This is a genomic window from Roseateles sp., from assembly GCF_036486225.1.
Taxonomy (GTDB): Bacteria; Pseudomonadota; Gammaproteobacteria; order Burkholderiales; family Burkholderiaceae_C; genus Roseateles.
The window spans coordinates 1-20,560 of record NZ_DASVNZ010000093.1; the positions used below are offsets into that span (position 1 = coordinate 1).

The following is a 20,560-nucleotide window of genomic DNA, read 5'->3' on the forward strand; positions in this document are numbered from 1 at the left end:
CGGACTTACCGTCGCGACGCCGGACGGGCGCTTGATCCGCACCGGCTCCCGGGCGCGCAAGAGCAGCGCCGGCTACGACCTCACGCGTCTGTACGTCGGCAGCGAGGGCACGCTGGGCGCGATCTGCGAGATCACGCTGCGGCTGTACCCGCTGCCGGAAGCGGTGTCGGCGGCGGTGTGTTCATTCGAATCGATCGACGCGGCGGTCAGGACAACGATCGCGATCATCCAGATGGGCGTGCCGATCGCGCGCTGCGAGCTGCTCGACGCGCATGCCGTGCGGGCGGTCAATCGCCACGACAAGCTGACGCTGCGCGAGGCGCCGATGCTGCTGATGGAGTTCCATGGCTCCGACGCCGGTGTCGCGGAGCAGGCCGCCACGGTGCAGGAGATCGCGACCGACCACGGCGGCACCGGTTTCGAATGGGCGACGACGCCGGAGGAGCGCACGCGGCTCTGGACCGCGCGCCATCACGCCTACCTGTCGGCGCTGCAGATGAAACCCGGTTGCCGCGCGGTGACGACGGACACCTGCGTGCCGATCTCGCGCCTGGCGGAGTCCATCAACATCTCGGTCGAAGAAGTGGAGGCCAGCGGGCTGCCGTACTTCATCGTCGGCCACGTGGGCGACGGCAACTTCCACATGGGCTACCTGATCGATCCGGCGATCCCCGCGGAGCGCGAGGCTGCCGAGCGTCTGAGCGCACAGATGGTCGCGCGGGCCATCGCGCTCGAAGGGACCTGCACCGGCGAGCACGGCATCGGCCTGCACAAGCAGGGCTTCCTGCTGCAGGAGGCGGGGGAAGGCGCGATCGATCAGATGCGAGCGCTCAAGCGGGCGCTCGATCCGAACGACATCATGAATCCGGGAAAGATCTTCGTCTGAAGGATCCGGGATTCAGTGTTGGGGCGCCGGAACGCTCCAGCGGCGCGACACGTCGCCTCGCGCATTCACGCTCTCCAGCTGGACGCCGAATCCCCACAGGCGGGCGACGTGCTTCAGCACCTCCTGCGCGCCGTCGTGCAACGGACGATCCTGGTGCTGCTGATGGCGCAGGGTCAGTGAACGGTCGCCGCGCAGGTTGACGTTCCAGACCTGGATGTTGGGCTCACGCGTGGACAGGTCGTACTGCCGCGACAAGGCCTGTCGCACATACTGGTAGCCCTGCTCGTCGTGGATCGCGGAGATCTCGTATTCCGCCTGGTGCTCGTCGTCGAGGATGGAGAACAGCCGGAAGTCCCGCATGATCTTCGGGCTCAGGTACTGCGCGATGAAGCTCTCGTCCTTGAAGTTGCGCATCGCGTGATCCAGCGTCGGCAGCCAGTCGCTGCCGGCGATCGCCGGGAACCATTCGCGGTCCTCGTCGGTCGGCTTCTCGCAGATGCGCTTGATGTCGGTGTACATCGCGAAGCCCAGCGCATACGGATTGAGCTGCGCCATTGCCGGCTGCGCCACCACATTGGTGTGCGACTTCAACCACTCGATCATCATCCCGTCCGACAGGTAGCCGTCGTCGTACATGGTGTTGAGCAGCTTGTGATGCCAGAAGGTCGCCCAGCCTTCGTTCATGACCTGCGTCTGCCGCTGGGGATAGAAGTACTGCGCGACCTTGCGGACGATGCGCACGATCTCCCGCTGCCACGGCTCCAGCAGCGGCGCGTTCTTCTCGATGAAGTACAGCAGGTTCTCCTGCGGCTCGCTGGGGAAGCGGCGCTTCTCTTCCTCCTTGGCCTCGTCCTCGAGGCGCCGCGGCAGCGTGCGCCACATGTCGTTGACCTGCAGCTGCGCATAGGACTCGCGGTCCTTGCGCATCGCCTGCTCCTGCGCCAGCGAGAGCTTGGCCGGACGGCGATACCGGTCGACGCCGTGATTCATCAGCGCATGGCAGGAGTCCAGCGTCGACTCGACCGCGTCGAGGCCGTAACGCTGCTCGCAGTCGGCCACGTAGTTCTTCGCGTAGACCAGGTAGTCGATGATCGACGACGCGTCGGTCCACATCCGGAACAGGTAGTTGTTCTTGAAGAAGCTGTTGTGGCCGTAGCAGGCGTGCGCGATCACCAGCGCCTGCATCGCCATCGTGTTCTCCTCCATGAGGTAGGCGATGCAGGGATCGGAGTTGATGACGATCTCGTAGGCCAGGCCCATCTGGCCGCGCTTGTAGTTGCGCTCGGTGGCGATGAACTCCTTGCCGTAGCTCCAGTGCCGGTAGTTCACCGGCATGCCGACCGACGCATAGGCATCCATCATCTGCTCGGCGGTGATGACCTCGAGCTGGTTCGGATAGGTGTCGAGCCCGTAGCGCTCCGCGGTCTGACGGATGACGTCGTGGTACTGCTCGACCAGTTCGAAGGTCCAGTCGCTGGGCGACGGCAGCGGGTGCTCGGGCCGCTTCTCCAGCGGCCGCATCTGGGTCAACGGCGCCCGCACCCGGCGGCCGCCGTACTCGTTCGCGCCCACGCCCATGCCGACATTGCGGCGGTTCTCGAGACTGCTCATGGTGATGTCCTCCGGCGCCGCGCTCACGCGGTCGCCCCTTCCTTCTTGAACAGGTCGCGGAAGACCGGATAGATCTGCGCCACCTCGACCGCCTTGCGCATCGCGAAGTGGTGCACCTCGTCTTCCAGCTTCGCGTACTCCTCCCAGAGGTTCTGTTCGGCCTCCGCCACCTGCACGTAGGCGTAGTAGCGGCACAGCGGGAGGATCTTGTCGGCCAGCAGTTCGCGGCAGCGGCCGCTGTCGTGGTGCCAGTTGTCGCCGTCGCTGGCCTGCGCGCCGTAGATGTTCCAGTCGCCGGCGGGATACCGCGCCCGGATGATCTCTTCCATCATCACCAGCGCCGACGACACCACCGTGCCGCCCGTCTCCGTGGCATGGAAGAAGTTCTGCTCGTCGACCTCCTGCGCCTGGGTGTGGTGGCGGATGAAGACGACCTCGATCTTCTCGTAGTGCCGCGTCAGGAACAGGTAGAGCAGGATGAAGAAGCGCTTGGCCAGGTCCTTGCGGCTCTCGTCCATCGAGCCCGAGACGTCCATCAGGCAGAACATCACCGCCCGTGTCGTCGGCTGCGGCACCTTGACGCGGTTGCGGAAGCGCAGGTCGATCGGGTCCAGGAAGGGGATGTTGGACAGGCGCTGGCGCAGCAGCACGATGCGCGCCTCGGTTTCGGCGATCAATGCCTGGATCTCCGGCCGGCGCATGTCCTCTTCCTGCTGCAGGGTGAGCAGCCGGGTCTCTAGTTCGTGGAGTTCCCGTCGCTTGTCCATGCCCAGCGCGATGCGGCGTCCGAGCGCGCCGCGCATCGAACGCACGACATGCAGGTTGGTCGGCGTGCCGTCGGTGACGTAGCCGGCGCGGACCGTCTTGTACTCGGGCGTCTCGGCCAGCGTGGTGCGTGCCAGGTTGGGGAGCGCGAGGTCCTCGAAGAAGACCTGCATGAACTCCTCCTTGCTGAGGTGGAAGACGAAGTCGTCGTCGCCCTCGCCGGAGTCGCTCGCCTGCGATCCGCCGCCGCCGCCCTGGCCGCCCTTGGGCTTGCCGACGCGGTCGCCCTTGATGTGCTCGGTGTTGCCGGGCCGCACGACTTCGCGGGTGCCGCCTTCGCCGTGACTGAAAACGGGCTCGCTCAGGTCGCGCTTGGGAATCTGCACGTCCTCGCCGCGTTCCATGTCGCGGATGCCGCGCTTGTCCACCGCGCGCCGCACGGCGTCACGGATCTGGTCCTTGTAGCGGCGCAGGAAGCGCTCCCGATTCCCGATCGATTTGTTCTTGCCCGACAGCCGCCTGTCGATGATCTGTTGAAGCCCGGTCATGAGGGACCTTTCCGGTGGCATGCGTTCGACTCAGCTCGACTTCCTCACGCGCAGATACCACTCGCAGAGCAGCCGGACCTGCTTCGGCGTGTAGCCCTTGTCGACCATCCGCTGGACGAAGTTCTCATGCTTCTTCGCCTCGTCGGCACTGGCCTTGGCGTTGAAGCTGATCACCGGCAACAGCTCCTCGGTGTTGGAGAACATCTTCTTCTCGATCACCGTGCGCAGCTTCTCGTAGCTGGTCCACAGCGGGTTCTTGCCCGCGTTGTTGGCGCGCGCGCGCAGCACGAAGTTGACGATCTCGTTGCGGAAATCCTTCGGATTGCTGATGCCGGCGGGCTTCTCGATCTTCTCGAGCTCCGCGTTCAGCGACGAGCGGTCGAAGACCTCGCCGGTGTCGGTGTCGCGGTACTCCTGGTCCTGGATCCAGTAGTCCGCGTAGGTCACGTAGCGGTCGAAGATGTTCTGGCCGTACTCGCTGTAGCTTTCCAGGTAGGCGGTCTGGATCTCCTTGCCGATGAACTCGGCATAGCGCGGCGCCAGCACTTCCTTGATGAAGCCGACGAACTTCTGTTCGGCTTCCTGCGGGAACTGCTCGCGCTCGATCTGCTGTTCGAGCACGTACATCAGGTGGACCGGGTTGGCGGCGACCTCGGTCGAATCGAAGTTGAAGACCTTCGACAGGATCTTGTAGGCGAAACGCGTCGAGATGCCGGCCATGCCTTCGTCGACGCCGGCGTAATCGCGGTACTCCTGCAGCGACTTGGCCTTCGGGTCGGTGTCCTTCAGGTTGTCGCCGTCATAGATCTGCATCTTGCTGAAGGCGCTCGAGTTCTCCGGGTCCTTCAGCCGGGTCAGCACGGCGAACTGCGCCATCATCTTCAGCGTCCCGGGCGCGCACTTGGCCTCGGCCAGCGAGGAGCCGCGGATCAGCTTCTCGTAGATCTTCACTTCCTCGCTGACGCGCAGGCAGTAAGGCACCTTGACGATGTAGATGCGGTCGAGGAAGGCCTCGTTGTTCTTGTTGTTGCGGAAGGTCTTCCACTCGCTCTCGTTGCTGTGCGCCAGCACGATGCCGTCGAACGGGATCGCGCCGAAACCTTCGGTGCCCTTGAAGTTGCTTTCCTGCGTCGCGGTCAGCAGCGGGTGCAGCACCTTGATCGGCGCCTTGAACATCTCGACGAATTCCAGCAGGCCCTGGTTGGCCAGGCACAGGCCGCCGGAATAGCTGTAGGCGTCGGGATCGTCCTGCGCGTAGGTCTCGAGCTTGCGGATGTCGACCTTGCCGACCAGCGAGCTGATGTCCTGGTTGTTCTCGTCGCCCGGTTCCGTCTTGGCGACACCGATCTGCTTGAGCACGCTCGGCAGCCGCTTGACGACCTTGAACTTGCGGATGTCGCCGCCGAACTCGTCGAGCCGCTTGACCGCCCACGGGCTCAGGATGCGGTTGAGGTAACGGCGCGGGATGCCGTACTCGCGTTCCAGCAGGGGCCCGTCCTCGACGAGGTCGAACAGCCCGAGCGGGCTCTCGTTCACCGGGCTGTCCTTGAGCGCGTAGAACGGCACGTGCTCCATCAGCTGCTTCAGGCGCTCGGCGATCGAGCTCTTGCCACCGCCGACCGGGCCCAGCAGATACAGGATCTGCTTCTTTTCCTCGAGCCCCTGCGCCGCGTGGCGGAAGTAGCTGACGACCTGCTCGATCGCGTCCTCCATGCCGTAGAACTCGGCGAAGGCGGGATAGATCTTGATGACCTTGTTCTGGAAGATCCGCGACAGGCGCGAGTCGTTGCGCGTGTCCAGCATCTGCGGCTCGCCGATCGCCTTGAGCATGCGCTCGGCGGCGGTGGCGTAGGCGAGGGGATTGCGCTTGCACTCGTCGAGGTACTCCTCCAGGGTGAGTTCCTCGACCTTGCTGCGTTCATAACGAGCCGCGAAATGGCTGATCACATCCATGCTGACCTCCAGTGGTTCATTGGGAGGCGACGCGCGTCCGTGCGACAACGGACCTCGCATCGTCCAGGAAGTTCTGGCGACGTCCATGACTCAAGGCGTCATCAGAGCTTTCCGAGCTCAGCAAGCATTCAGCAAACGGCCAGCCCATGCTGGTCCAAGACCGCCACCGTGTGTGAGGTCGCTCTCGACGACCTCGAGGGCGGTGCGGCTTTTCCGGGTCATGCTACGCCCATCGGAAGCGATGCGCGATAGCAAGACATGACCCCGTTGTACTCCCATGTCCAACGCCTGTGAAGCGCGAAAGTTGACGATCCCCCGACGTGGGGCACCTGTGGGAAGTACGAAGAAGACAGCACGCATCCCGCGTGCCATTCTTATGGATTGGCTGATCGGCGAGCCTCCGTGGGAGGCCCGCGCGGGGTCACTCGTCCGCGCCGGCCGGGCGAAGTTTTTGCAGCAAGCCGTTCAGTTCGTCGAGCGAGCCGAAGCTGATCGCCACCTCGCCCTGCTCGCCGCGCTTGGTCTTCTTCTTGACGCGGATCTCGACCTGCGCCGTCAGCAGGTCCGACAGCTCTTCCTCAAGTCTGAGCACGTCGCGGCTCTTGTTCGCCTTCACGCGCAGCAGCGGGGCCTGGCGGCCGCCGCCCTGCTGTCGTTGGACGAGCTTCTCGGCCTCGCGCACGCTGAGCTTCTTCGCGGCGATCTCGGTGGCGCTGGTGATCTGGTGGGCGCCATCCAAGGCCAGCAGCGCGCGGGCGTGGCCCATGTCGATGTCGCCCGCCATCAGCATGTTCTGGACGGGTTCCGCGAGGTTCAGGAGTCGCAGCAGATTGGATGCTGCACTGCGCGAACGGCCCACGGCCTGCGCCGCCTGGTCATGCGTCAGGCCGAACTCGTCGACCAGCCGCTTCAGGCCCTGCGCCTCTTCCAGCGCGTTGAGGTCCTCGCGCTGGATGTTCTCGATCAGCGCCATCGCGGCGGCGGCCTCGTCGGGCACCGGCTTGACCAGCACCGGCACCTCGGCCAGACCGGCCAGCTTCGCGGCGCGGAAGCGCCGTTCGCCCGCGATGATCTCGTAGCGGACCGCGCCGTTGGGCGCGATCGGACGCACGAGGATCGGTTGCATGATCCCTTGCGCCTTGATGCTCTCGGCCAGCTCGTAGAGCGAGCCCTCGTCCATGCGGGTTCGCGGCTGGTACTTGCCGGCCTGCATCTGCGCCAGCGGCAGCACGCCGGGTTCGCCTTCGCGCACCGCCGGTGCGTCGCTCACTTTGGGTCCGAGCAGGGCTTCGAGGCCCATGCCCAGGCCCTTGGGTTTCTTTGTCGCCATGGGGCGCGATTCTCCGTGATTCCAGGGCAGGGCCGTCAGCCCGATGTCGGGTGTCGCCCGGATCAGCCGGCGAGGCGCTTGAGCATCGCTCGACCTTCGGGCCAGGCGCCGAGGCCGGACCCGGCGTTGATGTGCCCCAGCGGGCCGGCCAGGACGAATGCGGCGCCCCAGTCGGCCGCCATGCCGGCGGCGCGTTCAGGGGCGCAGAAGGGATCGTCGTTCGAAGCGACGACGAGGGCGGGGAAGGGCAGCCGAGGGCGTCGGATCGGCCGCCAGTTGTGCAGTTGAGGCGGCATTTCCTCTCGCTCGGTGTCCGGAGGGGCGACCAGCAGCGCACCGGCGACCAGACGCGTGTGGGAGGAGTGCTCCGCCCAGGCCGCCACCAGCTGGCAGCCGAGGCTGTGCGCCACCAGCAGTGCCGGTTGATCACCCAGGCGGCCGTCCTGCTGCAGGACTTCGTCGAGTCGGGCCATCCAGTCGCCGCGACGCGGCCACTCCCAGTCGTTCTGCTCGACCCGGGTGTCGCCGTGGAGCCGCTGCCATTCACTCTGCCAATGGTCGGGATCGGAGTTCATCCACCCGGGCAGCAGATAGACGGGCCGCATGATCGGGGAGAGGTCCAGGTCATTCGGCGGAATGGCGTGTGTTGACATCGGTTGGCCTTATGCTTCGCGCTTTCTTCGGGAGGGTCCCGGAGGCAGCGGATTTTGCAGGAGCGGCGATGAAGTACGCGGTGTATGTCGACGGGCAGGAAGGCACGACCGGCCTGCGCATCAATGAATATCTGGCGCAGCGCGCCGACATCGAGGTGCTGCGCATCGACGCCGACAAGCGCAAGGATGCCGCCGAGCGCGCCCGCCTGCTGAATGCCGCCGACGTCGCCTTCCTGTGCCTGCCGGACGCCGCTTCGCGCGAGGCGGCGGCGATGATCACCAACCCCAGGACCTGCCTGATCGACGCAAGCACCGCGCACCGCACGGCGCCGGGCTGGGCCTTCGGCCTGCCGGAACTGGCGAAGGGCCAGCGCGCGGCGATCCGCGACTCGAAGCGCATCGCCAACCCCGGCTGCCATGCCAGCGCCTTCATCCTGGCGGTGCGTCCGCTGGTCGACGCCGGCCTGCTGCCGGCCGATGCGCTGGTCACGGCGACGTCGATCACCGGCTATTCGGGCGGCGGCAAGTCGATGATCGCGGAGTACGAGGCGGGCGGGAATCCGAAGCTGATCGCGCCGCGTCCCTACGCACTGGGCCTGGCCCACAAGCATCTGCCGGAAATGATGGCCCACACCGGCTTGAAGACCGCGCCGGTGTTCATGCCGATCGTCTCCAGTTTCTACAAGGGCCTGGCCGTCACGGTGCCGCTGCATCTGAGCCAGCTGCGCGCCGGCACGACGCCGCAGCAGGTCCGTGACGCGCTCGCCGCGCATTACGAAGGTGAGCGCTTCATCCACGTGAAACCGCTGCGCGACGCAGACACGCTGGCCTCCGGCTTCTTCGACGTGCAGGCCAGCAACGACACGAACAACGTCGACCTGTTTGTGTTCGGCAGCGAGCAGCAGATCCTCGTGATGGCCCGCCTGGACAACCTGGGCAAGGGCGCCAGCGGTGCGGCCGTGCAGAGCATGAACGTGCATCTGGGCGTGGACGAGTCGCTGGGCCTGACCGGTCCGGACGTCAACGGCATCTGATGGCATCGACGAAGGTCGGAAGCCGTGAATGGCGCCGGGATGGCGCCGTTCCACAGGACGACCTCGACGCCATCCGCGATGGCGTCATCGCCTACGGTCGCCAGCAGGCGCAAGGCAGCGACGCCGAGGACATCGCCGTGGCGTTGTACGACGGCGATGAGTTGATTGCCGGCGCCTCCGGTCGGACCGAGTTCCAACGTCTCTATGTGAGCTACCTGTGGGTCGATGCCGACCATCGTGGCGAGGGCTTCGGAGGCGACTGCCTGCGTCAGCTTGAAGCCATGGCGTTGAAGCGGGGTTGAGTCGACGCGCTGATCGAGACGCTGTTGGACGAGACCGCCGAGATGTATGAGCACCTCGGCTACGCCTGCATCAGCCATGTGCACGACTATGTGCCGGGCTTCACCCGCCACACGCTGCTGAAGGTCTGGCAGCCGCGGGACTAGGCCTTCAAGCCCAGGCGCGCGGGTCGTCGCTGCGGTAGTGGTAGCGATAGGCCTGCAGGAAGCCCAGACGGACGTACAGCCGCTGCGCGGTCGCGTTGTCAGTACCGACCTGCAGATACGCGCTGGAAGCGCCCTGGCGGCGCGCCTCGGCCAACAAGGCCGCGCAAAGCCGGAAGCCATGACCACGGCCCCGCTGGTCGTCGGGCGTGAAGATGTCGAACAGCCCCGCCATGCCGCCGGCGGGCGTTTCCTCCGGACCCGGATCGATGGCCACCTGACCACAGGCGAGCAGCGCGCCGTCCTGTTCCATCTTGAATGCCTGATGCGGAACGCTGGCTTGCTCGAGACGCCGTGCGTGGCCCTCGATCTCCTCAGCACTGGAACCGCGCAACGCGCCGATGAGAACGGCGTACTCGACCGGCGAGAGGGGGATCAACTCGCTCGTGTCGCTGAAGCCATCCAAAGCCGGCAGTACCATCACGTCGGCCGGATCGAAGCGGGTCCAGCCCTCGGCAGCCAGTTGATCGTCGAGATCCGCCGGTTGGCTGAATGGGGTGATCCGAAGGATCAGTGGCAGACCGGCCTGCGAGAAGCTGGCTCGGCAGCGTCGGAGAATTTCTCCCAGAGGAAGGGTGCCGCCGGCCAGTGCGTTGACGCATCGCGAGCGTTTGGCTTTGCCCGGCGACAGTCTCAGCAGCCACCCCTCGACTTGCGCTTCACGTGGCGCGGACGCGGCGTTCAATCCGGCCAGTTCGGCACGGCGGGCGAGCGCATCCAGCTCGGGGGCCATCGCTCAGCGCATGGCGCCGACGCGCTTCACCATTTCCTTGGCGAAATCGATGAAGGCGTGAGCACCCTTGGATCCACCATCGAAGACGACGCCGGGCAGGCCGTAGCTGGGTGCTTCAGCCAGACGGACGTTGCGGGGAATGACGGTGTCGAAGACCTTCTCGCCGAAGTGCGCCTTCAATTGCTCGCTCACCTGCTGCTGCAGCGTGATGCGAGGATCAAACATGACGCGCAGCAGGCCGATGATCTGCAAGTCCGGATTCAGGTTGGCGTGGATCTGCTTGATCGTGTTGACCAGGTCGGTCAGACCTTCCAGCGCGAAGTACTCGCACTGCATCGGGACGACGACGCCGTGCGCCGAGCACAAACCGTTCAGCGTCAGCATCGACAGCGACGGCGGGCAATCGATCAGGATGAAGTCGTAATCCTGTGCCGAGGCAGCCAAGGCGGTCTTCAGGCGTTGTTCGCGGCGGTCGAGCTCGACCAGTTCCACTTCGGCGCCTGCCAGCTCCCGGTTGGCACCCAGGACGTCGTAGCCGGCCTTCTCGCTGCGCTGCTTCGCCTCAGCGAGGGTGGCCGACTCCAGCAGCACGTCATAGACGGTGAGGGGCAGCGCCCGCTTGTCGATGCCCGAGCCCATCGTCGCATTGCCCTGGGGATCGAGATCGACCACTAGCACCCGTTGTCCCACCTTGGCGAGTCCAGCAGCCAGATTCACGGTGGTGGTCGTCTTGCCGACGCCACCTTTTTGGTTCGCAACGCAAAAGATCTTGGCCATGAAAGGTCGGTTAGCAGGGGGCTCTCAGAGGGGCGGAGCTTAACCGATGGCGGCGGTCGGACGAATCCAGAGCAGGCACCGTTGAGCATCCAGCCCAGGGACTTCCAGCTGTTCCACGTGGAACACGGACAGAGCGGGGGCTCGTTTGGCGAGTTCCGCGATCTCGTCGACCGGGTGCTGGCCTTTCATCGCCGCCCACACGGCGCCCGGCTTCAGGTGCATGCGGGTCCACTCGGTGAAGTCCGACAACGAGGCGAAAGCCCGCGATGTGATGACGTCGAATGGGGCCGCCTTCAGCTGCTCCACTCGCGAGTGTTCCGCGTGCAGGTTGGGCAGCCCGATCTCAGCGGCGACCTGCGCGATGAAGAAGGCTTTCTTGCCGACGGTATCGACGCAGGTGACGTCGATGGTCGGATCACAGATGGCGATGACCACGCCGGGCAGGCCACCGCCGCTGCCAACGTCCATCAGCCGCAGCGGTTTCCCGGCGGCATGGCGGCGCAGGGGCGGGATCAGGCTGAGGCTGTCCACCAGATGCTGCGTCAGCATCGCTTCGGGATCGCGAACAGCCGTCAGGTTGTAGACCTTGTTCCACTTCGACAGCAAGCCGAGGTAGGCGATCAGCCGGTCGAGCTGTTCATCGGTGAGGTCAAGTGCGAGCGTTTCGGCCGCAGCGGCGAGGCGGGGACGGAGGTCGAGATCGGTCATCGATGAACGGAAGAGGGTGAAGTCAGGCGGCGGTCGAGTCGACGGCGGCTTGATCGGTGAAGCCCTTGAAGCGGCCCTTGCGCAGGTGGATCAGCAGCAGTGAGATCGTCGCCGGTGTGATGCCGGAGATCCGTGACGCTTGGCCCAGGGTCTCCGGGCGGTGCTTGCCCAATTTCTGACGAGCTTCGAAAGACAGCGCGGTGACCAGGCCGTAATCGAGGTCTTCGGGCAATATCAGATGCTCGTAATTCGATGCGCGGGCGACGTCTTCCTGCTGCTTGCTGATATAGCCCGCGTACTTGACGCCGACTTCAAGCTGCTCAATGACCGCAGCCGCGAGGTCGCTCCCCAGCGATTCGGTGAGGGCGGCGCGCGTGACACCGGAAGCGGGGCGTGCAATGGCCGCCACTTCGGCGATCGTGTCGAACGTGACACCGGGTCGACGCAGCAGGTCGATCAGGTTGTACTCACGCTCGAGCGCCTTGCCCACGAGTCGCTCCGCGTCGGCCGCCGGCAGGATGTTCGGATTGACCCAGGTCGACTTCAGCTTCTCTGTTTCACGTGAAACAGCGTCGCGCTTCCGGTTGAACGCCTCCCAGCGAGCGTCGTCCACCAGACCCAGCTGGCGGCCGGCTTCGGTCAGGCGCATGTCGGCGTTGTCCTCGCGGAGCTGCAAGCGGAACTCCGCGCGGCTCGTGAACATGCGATAGGGCTCGGTGACGCCCTTGGTGATCAGGTCGTCGACCAGCACGCCCAGGTAGGCCTGATCTCGGCTCGGCAGCCAGGGGTCCTTGCCTTGGACCTGGAGTGCGGCGTTCAAACCGGCAAACAGCCCCTGTGCCGCCGCCTCTTCATACCCGGTCGTGCCGTTGATCTGGCCTGCGAAGAACAGGCCGCGGATGGCGCGCGTTTCGAAGCTGGACTTCAGTTCACGAGGGTCGAAGTAGTCGTACTCGATCGCATACCCCGGGCGCAGGATGTGCGCGTTCTCGAGGCCGGGGATCGATTGGACGGCCGCCAGCTGGATGTCGAAGGGCAGGGAGGTGGAGATTCCGTTCGGGTAGAACTCGTGCGTCGTCAGCCCCTCAGGCTCCAGGAAGATCTGGTGCGAGTTCTTGTCGGCGAAGCGGTTGACCTTGTCTTCGATGGAGGGGCAATAGCGCGGACCGACCCCTTCGATGACGCCGGTGAACATCGGGCTGCGGTCGAAACCGGCGCGGATGATGTCGTGGGTGCGCTCGTTGGTGTGCGTGATCCAGCAGGGCAGCTGACGCGGGTGCTGCGCGGCGCTGCCCATGAAGCTGAAGACAGGCACCGGGTCCAGGTCGCCGGGCTGCTCGGCGCACTGCGAGAAGTCGATGGTGCGACCGTCCAGGCGCGGTGGGGTGCCGGTCTTCAGGCGGCCTTGCGGCAGCTTGAGTTCCTTGAGCCGGCCCGACAGCGACACCGCTGGTGGATCGCCAGCACGACCCGCAGCGTAGTTCTCAAGACCGATGTGGATCTTGCCGTCGAGGAAGGTGCCGGCCGTCAGCACGACGGCGCGGGCGCGGAAGCGCAGGCCCGATTGCGTGACGGCGCCGACGACGCGATCGCCTTCGACCATCAGGTCGTCCACGGCCTGCTGGAACAGCATCAGGTTGGGCTGGTTCTCCAGGCGGTGGCGGATGGCCGCCTTGTAGAGGATGCGATCGGCCTGTGCGCGGGTGGCCCGGACAGCCGGCCCCTTGGAACCGTTGAGGATGCGGAACTGGATGCCGCCTTCGTCGGTTGCCGCGGCCATCGCGCCGCCCAGCGCATCGACCTCCTTGACCAGGTGACCCTTGCCGATTCCGCCGATCGAGGGGTTGCAGCTCATCTGGCCGAGCGTCTCGATGTTGTGGGTCAACAGCAGCGTGCTGACGCCCATGCGGGCAGCGGCAAGCGCTGCCTCGGTGCCGGCATGGCCGCCACCGACCACGATCACGTCGAACTCTTTGGGATAAATCATGGCAAGGCGTCCAGCAGAGTCGGCGATCGAGAGGATCGAGGCCATCGCGACGCGTGCAGGGCGCGTCATGGCGATGGATGGCCGGCTGGCGTTCAGATGAGGGAAGGGCGTGATTTTACGCGGGGCTGTGGATAAGTCACTGGCTCAGGGGCATGCCGAATGGACCTTGTTGGCGGCGACCGCAAAACCGGCGGCGACAATGGTCCTCCCATGAATTGCCGCCCCTCCTGCGCCGCCTGCTGCATCGCGCCTTCGATCAGCAGCCCGATTCCCGACATGCCTGACGGCAAGCCGGCCGGGGTGCGCTGCATCCAGCTCGACGAGGCGCTGCGCTGCAAGATCTTCGGGCGACCGGAGCGGCCGTCCGTGTGCGGCTCCTTGCCTCCCAGCGAGGACATGTGCGGCGACTCCCGCGAGCAGGCGATGCGCTGGCTCGGGTGGATGGAAGAAGAGACGCGCCCCCTTTGAGCCCTCCGTCGATCCCTCTCTGCGGGGGAGGCGCCCAGGCCTGACCGTGCCGTATCCTCTCGCCCCAAACAGGGAGGGAGTTCCGAATGAAGCAGTGGGCACTGTGGCTGCCGTTGCTCTTGGCGCCGATCGACGGGGCGTGGGCAATCAACAAATGCACCAACAAGGACGGCAGCGTCTCGTTCCAGGACGCGCCGTGTCCCCGTGAGGCGGACTCGAAAGCGCTTGAAATCAAGGTGCCGCCTCCCGCCTCCCGGGGGCCTTCGGGGCGTGCGGGGGACAGGGACGGTAGTGGGCCGGATCTGGCGTCGCCGCTGCCGGCGCCGGACAGAGGTGATCCGCGCGCCGTGCAGGCCGCGAAGGCCACCGAGGACCTGGAAGCGCTCGCATTCAAGGCCCGGGACTGCCGCAATCAATTGGCCTTCGGGGGCAATGACGTGGTCGAGACCTGCCGGGGCTGGGCACGGCAGGCGCAGGAGCAGATCAAGCCCGCACTCACGATGCTGCGCCAGCTCAGCAACGATGCCGACTTCCGGCAGCGGCATCGGATCTACTTCGATCGCGGGTTCAATGCGGCGCAGGCGATGGACAGGGACGCACTCGCGATCATGGAGATGGTCGATCGAGCCAAGGCCCGAAGCCGGTCCGGCACCGGAGCGACTTCCAAGGACATCCGCAGCTGAGCCATTCGCAGATCGGCACGATCCTGTGAAGCGGGCTGGTGCGGTGATCGAGCCGCCATGGCCGTCTGAAAGCGCGCTGACAGCGCACCGGCCGTAGAGTCGGAGTTTCCAGAAGACCACATCGGAGACTCCGCATGATCCCCACCGACGAGGACCGCCGCCGCTTCCTCCTGCAGTCCGCCGCGCTCGGCGCCGCGGGAGTCACCTTGGGCACGTCACTGCCCGCGCTGGCGCAATCGACCTGGCCGTCGCGCAACGTCCGCTTCGTCGTGCCCTTCGCGCCGGGCGGCAGCAGCGAGATCGTCGCCCGCGCCACGGCGGCCGAACTCAGCAAGACGCTGGGGCAGTCCGTGTATGTCGACAACAAGCCCGGCGGTGGCGGCAACATCGCGATGGGCGAGGTCGCCCGTGCGGAAGATCAGCACACGCTGATCCTCGGCCACATCGGCACCTTGGCCGTGAACCCGTACATCTACGACAAACTGCCCTACGACCCGAATCGCGACTTCAAGCCCATCACGCTGCTGGCGAAGGTGCCCAGCCTCTACGTCGTTCATCCCGACGTGCCGGCACGCAACCTCAAGGAGTGGGTGGCGCTCGTCCGGAAGAACCCCGGCAAGTTCAGCTACGGCTCCGCGGGCAACGGCAGCGCGGGGCATCTGGCGATGGAATACCTGAAGATGGTCGCGGACCTCTTCATCCTGCATGTGCCTTATCGCGGCACCGGCCCGCAGCTGACGGACCTGCTCGCGGGTCGCCTTGAGGCCGCCTCGGTCGGCGCGCCCGCCATCATGCAGTTCATCAAGGCAGGCAAGCTGCGCTGCATCGCGACAGGCTCCAAGGAACGTCTGCCGCAGCTGCCCGACGTGCCCACGGTCGCGGAGCAGGGCTATCCCGGCTTCGAGATGACGCAGTGGTACGGCCTGTGTGCGCCGGCGAACCTGGCGCAGGCCAACGCCGACAAGCTGGCGGTCGAATCGGTGAAGGCGATCCGTTCGGCATCGGCCCGGGAGCGCCTCAGCCACGATGCGGCGGAGGCCGTGGGCAACACGCCCGCGCAGTTCACCGCGTTCATCGCGCAGGAGCAGCAGCGCTGGAAGCAGGTCGTGGCCCGCGCCAAGATCAAGCCCGATTGAGCGGCGCGCCTGAGGCGTCAACGGTGCTGGACTGATCGCAGGTCCTGCACCACGCGCCCGCCCTGAAGGCTGACGACGCGCTGCGCCGCAGCGATCGTTTCGGGGCGGTGCGCAATGACGATCCGCGTCAGCGACAGCTGCCGCAGGCTCGCGTTGACGAGCCGCTCTCGCTCCACGTCGAGCGCGCTGGTCGCCTCGTCCAGGAACAGGAACTGTGGCCGCTTGTACAGCGCTCGCGCCAGCAGGATGCGTTGGCGCTGCCCGCCCGAGAGGCTGGACCCCATGTCGCCGATGAGCGTCTGCAGGCGCATCGGCATGGCCTCGATGTCCTCGAGCACGCAGGCGAGCCGCGCGCATTCGCGCACCCAGTCCGGATCGACGTCGAGGTCGAAGAAGCTGATGTTGTCGGCGATGCTGCCCGCGAAGAGCTGATCGTCCTGCATCACCGTGCCGATGCGCTCGCGCCACGCGTTCGCGCCCAGCTGCGACAGTGCCACGCCGCCGATGCGGATCTCGCCATGCTGCGGCGCATGGATGCCCAGCATCAGCTTCATCAAGGTGGTCTTGCCGCAGCCCGAGGGGCCGACGATCGCGACCGACTCGCCCGGCTCGATGCGCAGCGAGCAGCCGGTGATGACTTCGGGTTCGCCGTCGGCGTAGCGGAAGCGCAGGCCGTCGAGTTCCAGCGCTGCATCAAGCGGCACGGCGCGGCCGGGCGCCTCGAACTCCGCTTCCGGCGCGGTCAGCACGATGTCGGCCAGGCGCTCCCCTTGCAGGCGCAGCATCTTCAGCGCGACCACCTTGTCGATCAACCCCGCGACGCGCTGGCTGAACTGGTCCTTGTAGGCAAGGAACGCAAACAGCATCCCCACCGACAGCTCCTTGTCCAGCACCAGCGTCGCGCCCATCGCGACGATGGCCACGCGCTCCAGGCCGAACAGCAGCCTGTTGCCTTGGCTCATGCCCAGCTCGAGCTTGCGGCCGGTCAGCGACGCGTTCATCTGCTCCACGATCAGATTGGCGAAGCGCGCGCCGCGGTCCGCTTGGGCGTTGAAGAGCTTGATCGCCTGGGCGCCGCGCAGCGATTCGAGGAAGTGGGTGTTCTGACGCGCCTCATGGGTCAGCGCTTCTTCCTGCGCATCGCGCAGCGGTCGGAAACAGGCCCAGCGAAGCAGCGCGTAGCCGGCCACCGCAGTCAGCGCGACCGCGGTCAGCCGGCCGCTGTAGAGCACCATCATCCCCAGCGTCAGCAGCACCATCAGACCGTCGAGGATCGCCTCGATGAAGCTGCCGGTCAGCGTCTTCTGGATCTCCTGCACGCTGGAGAAGCGCGACCAGATGTCGCCGAGATGGCGCTTCTCGAACCAGGCCAGCGGCAGCCGGAGCAGATGCGAAAAGACGTTGGAGAGCCACTGCAGATTCAGTGACGCCGACAGGATCATCACCGCCCACGAGCGCAGCAGCCCGACACCCACTTGCAGCAGCACCAGCAGGGCGAAGCCGATGCCCAGCGTCACGAGCAGGTCGCGGTCGGCGCTGACGATGACGCCGTCGACGGTCCATTGCAACAGGAAGGGGGCGAGCAGCCCCAGCAGTTCCAACCCCAGCGCGAGGGCCAGGACTTGCGCGATCGAGCGTTTGAGGCCGGTCACGTGGCCAAGCAACTGGCGCCATTTCGGCGCGGGCGCCGGCGCCTTGCGCGCGAAGTCCATGCCGGGGCGCAGTTCGAGCGCGACGCCGGTGAAATGCTTGGATACCTCGGCCAATGTCAGCCGACGCTCGCCATGCGCGGGATCGAGGACCACCACCCTGTCACCGTCGACGCGCTCCAGCACGACAAAGTGGTTGAAGTCCCAGTGCAGGATGCAAGGCGTCTGCAGCTTGTGCAGCGTGTGAGGCTCGGCGCGCAACGCGCGGGCGGTGAGACCGAGTTGCGCACCCATGCGCACCAGGTCCGCCATCGTCAGGCCCTTGAGGGAGACCGCGAAGCGGTCGCGCAGCTCGCCCAATGTCCAGCGCTGGCCGTGCGCTCCGGTGACCATGGCCAGGCACGCGAGGCCGCATTCCGCGGCCTCGGTCTGCAGGATGGCGGGACGGCGACGACGCCAGCCGAGGTTCAGCCGCGACAGGATGCCGTCGGACGTGGCGCCCGCGACGGGCGCGCCGGAAGGGGGGGCATCAGACACGACGGGCCAGGCTCAGCAGCGGTTCGAAGATCCATTCGATCAGACGGCGCCGTTCGAGCAGCACGTCGGCTTCCAGCAGCATACCGGGGCTGAGCGTCTGGTCCTGGCCATAGGCCTCGACCGACTGGCGCTGCAACTGCACGGTGATGCGGTACATCGGCTCGCCTTGTGCCATGGCGGCGGGAAGGCCGAGCTGCGCGAGTTCCGCGGCTTGCAACGGCGTGCGCGAAACCTGCAGCACCTCGCCTTGCTGCTGGCCGAACTTCTGGTACGGAAAGGCCTGGTAGCGCAGCAGCACCGCCTGGTGCGGGCGCAAAAAACCGACAGCGCTGGACGGTGCGTAGAGATGGGCCTGCAGCGGCGTGCGCGCAGGGAGCAGGGCGGCGAGTTGCGTGCCGGCCTGGACGACCTGGCCGGGTTCGGCGAGCACGGTGCTCATCTGCCCGTCGCTGGGCGCGCGCAGGACGAGCCGGCGGCGCGCCTCGTTCTCGACCCCTTGCGCCTGCAGCGCGGCGATGTCGCGCGCGAGTTCCCCTTGCTGGACTTGCGCCTTCAACGGAATCGCCTGAAGCTCAGCTTGCAAGCCCAACGCCTCCCGCTGCAGGTTCTCGCGCTCTCGCGCCAGCGCCTGCCGTTGGGCCTGCAAGCCAAGCAACTCCTCCCGCTTGGTCTGGACCTGGGCACTCGAGACGAACTGGTCTTTCGCCAGCGACTCGAGCCGCCCCAGGCTCTGCTGCGCCAGCGCTTCGCGCTGGGCATGCAGCTGCAGCTCGGCGTCAGCCTGCTGCAGTGTCGATGTGAGCGTGGCGATCCGTGCCTTCAGCGACGACGCCTGACTCACTGCGAGTTCCCTCTGCTGCGCCTGGGCGGCGCCCAGCGACAACTCGCGATCCTTCAAGGTCCGCGACAGGCCATCGCCGGTCGGGTTCGTGCTGTCCAGCGACAGCACAAAGAGCACATCGCCTTCGCGCACCTGCTGCCCATCCTGGACGGGTCGTGCCATGACGGTGGCGCTCTGCGGCACACTCAGCCGCATCACGCCCCGCTCGGGCACCAGCAGGCCGCTGACGCGGGCCTTGCGGGTGTATTCGGTGCTGAACAGAAAGGCCCCGACGGCGATCACGCCACCCAGCGCCAGAATGCTCAACCATTTCAACGTGGTCGGCCGATGCAGTTGCACCGAACCCAGCCAGGCCTGCTGTTGCGAGGCCTGCGCCTCGGCGCGGAACAGCGCCACCACGATTTGCTACGCCTTGTTGCGAACCTGACGGATCGCAGCGTCAGGAGGGCTTACCAAGTGCCCTTCGGCGCGGGTTCGATGTCCGCGATGGACAATTCCACGACGACCGTCTGGCCCACCAGCCAGGTGCCCTTGGGGGCGCCGCCGCCGACATGCACAAGGGATTGCAGGTCCAACTCGACCAGACCTTCTTCGACTTGCGTATTCACGACGACGTTTTGCGGTTGGGCTTGCATGAGAGGCTCCAGATTCGGTGACGTGCCCAGAAAAGTTGTGAGCACGGAACGGATTGAAGCAGCGTGCAGACGCCCGCATAACTGTCAGCTCTTACAGTGTTTACAAGCTGGCGCCGAGGGCAGCATCAGCGAATCAGGCCGAGCCGCAAGGCCTTGAGCACCGCCTGGTGCTTGTTGGAACAAGCCAGCTTGTGCATCGCGTTGTTGATGTGCAGCACGGCCGTACGCTCGGTGATGCTGAGGATCGCGCCGACTTCCCAGGCGGTCTTTCCTTCCATCGTCCAGTGCAGGCACTCGAGTTCGCGCGGCGTGAGCCGAGGCGATTCGGTGACCTTCTCTTCGGGCAGCAGCACGCGAAGGGCAGTGTCCACCGCATGCACGGCGAACAGTTGCAGGTCGGCGACCATGCGCGTCAGTTGACCCGAATCGCTGGGCAGCGGCTGATCGCGATCAACGCCGAGCACGAAGTGCCGACCTTCCGGCAGGTGCAGCGCCAGACAGATGCCGGTGCTGTAGCCGAATTGAGCCTGCGATTCCCAGATGTCGCTTGCACCGTGACGGGCGTAAGTCTGGCGGTCCCAGACGATCGGCATGCTGTTGCGTTTGCAATGCTGCATGACCGGATCGCGTCGACCGAACTCCGGCGCGTGCATCACTTCCGCGTAACCGTCAGGACAGTTGTCGATGGTGATGAACTCGGTTTCGGCCAGCGTGTGGTCGACGACCGTGATGGCCGAAACCGTCTGGAAGTCCAGCTTTTGAGCGAAGCGGATCACCTCACTGCGGAACTCTTCGCGTGAGCGCGCTTCCAGGACTGATTGATAACCGCCTTGCAGCATTGATCGCTCCGGCCCGTGGCCGGCCTAGTGGGCCTTCTTCGGTCGCTGTGGCGGACCTGATCGCCTGTCTGTGATCCGCCACGCACCCCCATGGGCCGCATAGGTCACGTGACGCATTCACGCCCCTGACAGGGTTTACAGCTGGCGAGTCGACCGCTTCGTGACCACACTTCTGGTCAAGGGGAGAAGCAGCAACCGCCGATCCGCAATAGCCAAACCAAACAATTCTGACAATGACACCAGCTTGGATTGTGTACGCGTGGCCACGAATATTGTGTGATGTC

19 protein-coding genes are annotated in these 20,560 nt (G+C 65.9%); 6 read left to right on the forward strand and 13 right to left on the reverse strand.

The genetic code is table 11. From position 1 onward, the window contains the following. A partial coding sequence (locus VF536_RS06965; protein WP_331614089.1) for an FAD-binding oxidoreductase occupies positions 1–886 on the forward strand: 886 nt, incomplete at its 5' end. A 12-nt stretch (positions 887–898) separates the two neighbouring features. Here the strand turns inward: VF536_RS06965 and VF536_RS06970 are convergent. From VF536_RS06970 to VF536_RS06990, 5 genes are all read right to left on the reverse strand, one after another. Beyond that, a complete protein-coding gene (locus tag VF536_RS06970; protein WP_414710300.1) occupies positions 899–2,497 on the reverse strand; it encodes a SpoVR family protein in 1,599 nt (532 codons plus the stop codon). 23 nt (positions 2,498–2,520) lie between these two features. Beyond that, the gene (locus tag VF536_RS06975; protein WP_331614090.1) at positions 2,521–3,810 is read right to left on the reverse strand and encodes a YeaH/YhbH family protein; all 1,290 of its coding nucleotides are present in this window, start codon (positions 3,808–3,810) and stop codon (positions 2,521–2,523) included. A gap of 30 nt (positions 3,811–3,840) precedes the next feature. Continuing rightward, positions 3,841–5,763 (reverse strand): PrkA family serine protein kinase, encoded by a 1,923-nt coding sequence (locus VF536_RS06980; RefSeq protein WP_331614091.1) that lies wholly within the window; start codon positions 5,761–5,763, stop codon positions 3,841–3,843. Positions 5,764–6,184: 421 nt separating this feature from the next. Continuing rightward, positions 6,185–7,093, reverse strand: coding sequence for a ParB/RepB/Spo0J family partition protein (locus VF536_RS06985; protein ID WP_331614092.1), 909 nt, complete (start codon positions 7,091–7,093; stop codon positions 6,185–6,187). A gap of 62 nt (positions 7,094–7,155) precedes the next feature. Then, positions 7,156–7,746: an RBBP9/YdeN family alpha/beta hydrolase gene (locus VF536_RS06990; protein ID WP_331614093.1), complete on the reverse strand. Its 591-nt coding sequence runs from the start codon at positions 7,744–7,746 to the stop codon at positions 7,156–7,158. Positions 7,747–7,814: 68 nt separating this feature from the next. Between VF536_RS06990 and argC the strand changes: the two genes are divergently transcribed. Both argC and VF536_RS07000 read left to right on the forward strand, forming a co-directional pair. After that, complete coding sequence (argC, locus tag VF536_RS06995) at positions 7,815–8,780, forward strand: N-acetyl-gamma-glutamyl-phosphate reductase (protein WP_331614094.1); 966 nt, start codon at positions 7,815–7,817, stop codon at positions 8,778–8,780. Beyond that, positions 8,780–9,082: a GNAT family N-acetyltransferase gene (locus VF536_RS07000; protein WP_331614095.1), complete on the forward strand. Its 303-nt coding sequence runs from the start codon at positions 8,780–8,782 to the stop codon at positions 9,080–9,082. Before argC ends, VF536_RS07000 begins: the two co-directional genes overlap by 1 nt. Positions 9,083–9,230: 148 nt before the next feature. On the opposite strand, the gene VF536_RS07005 is transcribed toward VF536_RS07000, so the two are convergent. The 4 genes from VF536_RS07005 to mnmG are packed head-to-tail and all read right to left on the reverse strand — an operon-like array spanning position 9,231 to position 13,488. Then, positions 9,231–10,016, reverse strand: a complete 786-nt coding sequence (locus VF536_RS07005; protein WP_331614096.1) for a GNAT family N-acetyltransferase — start codon at positions 10,014–10,016, stop codon at positions 9,231–9,233. Positions 10,017–10,019: 3 nt separating this feature from the next. Continuing rightward, positions 10,020–10,793, reverse strand: coding sequence for an AAA family ATPase (locus VF536_RS07010; protein ID WP_331614097.1), 774 nt, complete (start codon positions 10,791–10,793; stop codon positions 10,020–10,022). Positions 10,794–10,832: 39 nt separating this feature from the next. Then, positions 10,833–11,501: a 16S rRNA (guanine(527)-N(7))-methyltransferase RsmG gene (gene rsmG, locus VF536_RS07015; RefSeq protein WP_331614098.1), complete on the reverse strand. Its 669-nt coding sequence runs from the start codon at positions 11,499–11,501 to the stop codon at positions 10,833–10,835. Between the two features lie 22 nt (positions 11,502–11,523). Beyond that, positions 11,524–13,488, reverse strand: a complete 1,965-nt coding sequence (gene mnmG, locus VF536_RS07020) for a tRNA uridine-5-carboxymethylaminomethyl(34) synthesis enzyme MnmG (RefSeq protein WP_331614099.1) — start codon at positions 13,486–13,488, stop codon at positions 11,524–11,526. Between the two features lie 210 nt (positions 13,489–13,698). Here mnmG and VF536_RS07025 point away from each other — a divergent pair, with 210 nt between their 5' ends. The 3 genes from VF536_RS07025 (at position 13,699) to VF536_RS07035 (ending at position 15,775) form a co-directional block, all read left to right on the forward strand. Further along, positions 13,699–13,956: a YkgJ family cysteine cluster protein gene (locus VF536_RS07025; protein WP_331614121.1), complete on the forward strand. Its 258-nt coding sequence runs from the start codon at positions 13,699–13,701 to the stop codon at positions 13,954–13,956. Positions 13,957–14,042: 86 nt separating this feature from the next. Continuing rightward, on the forward strand, positions 14,043–14,639 hold the full coding sequence (locus tag VF536_RS07030) for a DUF4124 domain-containing protein (RefSeq protein ID WP_331614100.1): 597 nt from the start codon (positions 14,043–14,045) through the stop codon (positions 14,637–14,639). 134 nt (positions 14,640–14,773) lie between these two features. After that, complete coding sequence (locus VF536_RS07035) at positions 14,774–15,775, forward strand: tripartite tricarboxylate transporter substrate binding protein (RefSeq protein WP_331614101.1); 1,002 nt, start codon at positions 14,774–14,776, stop codon at positions 15,773–15,775. A gap of 17 nt (positions 15,776–15,792) precedes the next feature. Here the strand turns inward: VF536_RS07035 and VF536_RS07040 are convergent, their stop codons facing one another. The 4 genes from VF536_RS07040 to VF536_RS07055 all read right to left on the reverse strand — a co-directional run bounded on the left by VF536_RS07040 (position 15,793) and on the right by VF536_RS07055 (position 20,276). Beyond that, positions 15,793–17,961: a peptidase domain-containing ABC transporter gene (locus tag VF536_RS07040; protein WP_331614102.1), complete on the reverse strand. Its 2,169-nt coding sequence runs from the start codon at positions 17,959–17,961 to the stop codon at positions 15,793–15,795. Further along, positions 17,954–19,201, reverse strand: a complete 1,248-nt coding sequence (locus tag VF536_RS07045) for an HlyD family secretion protein (protein WP_331614103.1) — start codon at positions 19,199–19,201, stop codon at positions 17,954–17,956. Before VF536_RS07045 ends, VF536_RS07040 begins: the two co-directional genes overlap by 8 nt. 50 nt (positions 19,202–19,251) lie before the next feature. Beyond that, the gene (locus VF536_RS07050; protein ID WP_331614104.1) at positions 19,252–19,437 is read right to left on the reverse strand and encodes a hypothetical protein; all 186 of its coding nucleotides are present in this window, start codon (positions 19,435–19,437) and stop codon (positions 19,252–19,254) included. Positions 19,438–19,562: 125 nt separating this feature from the next. After that, the gene (locus VF536_RS07055) at positions 19,563–20,276 is read right to left on the reverse strand and encodes a LuxR family transcriptional regulator (protein WP_331614105.1); all 714 of its coding nucleotides are present in this window, start codon (positions 20,274–20,276) and stop codon (positions 19,563–19,565) included. Positions 20,277–20,560: the final 284 nt, after the last annotated feature.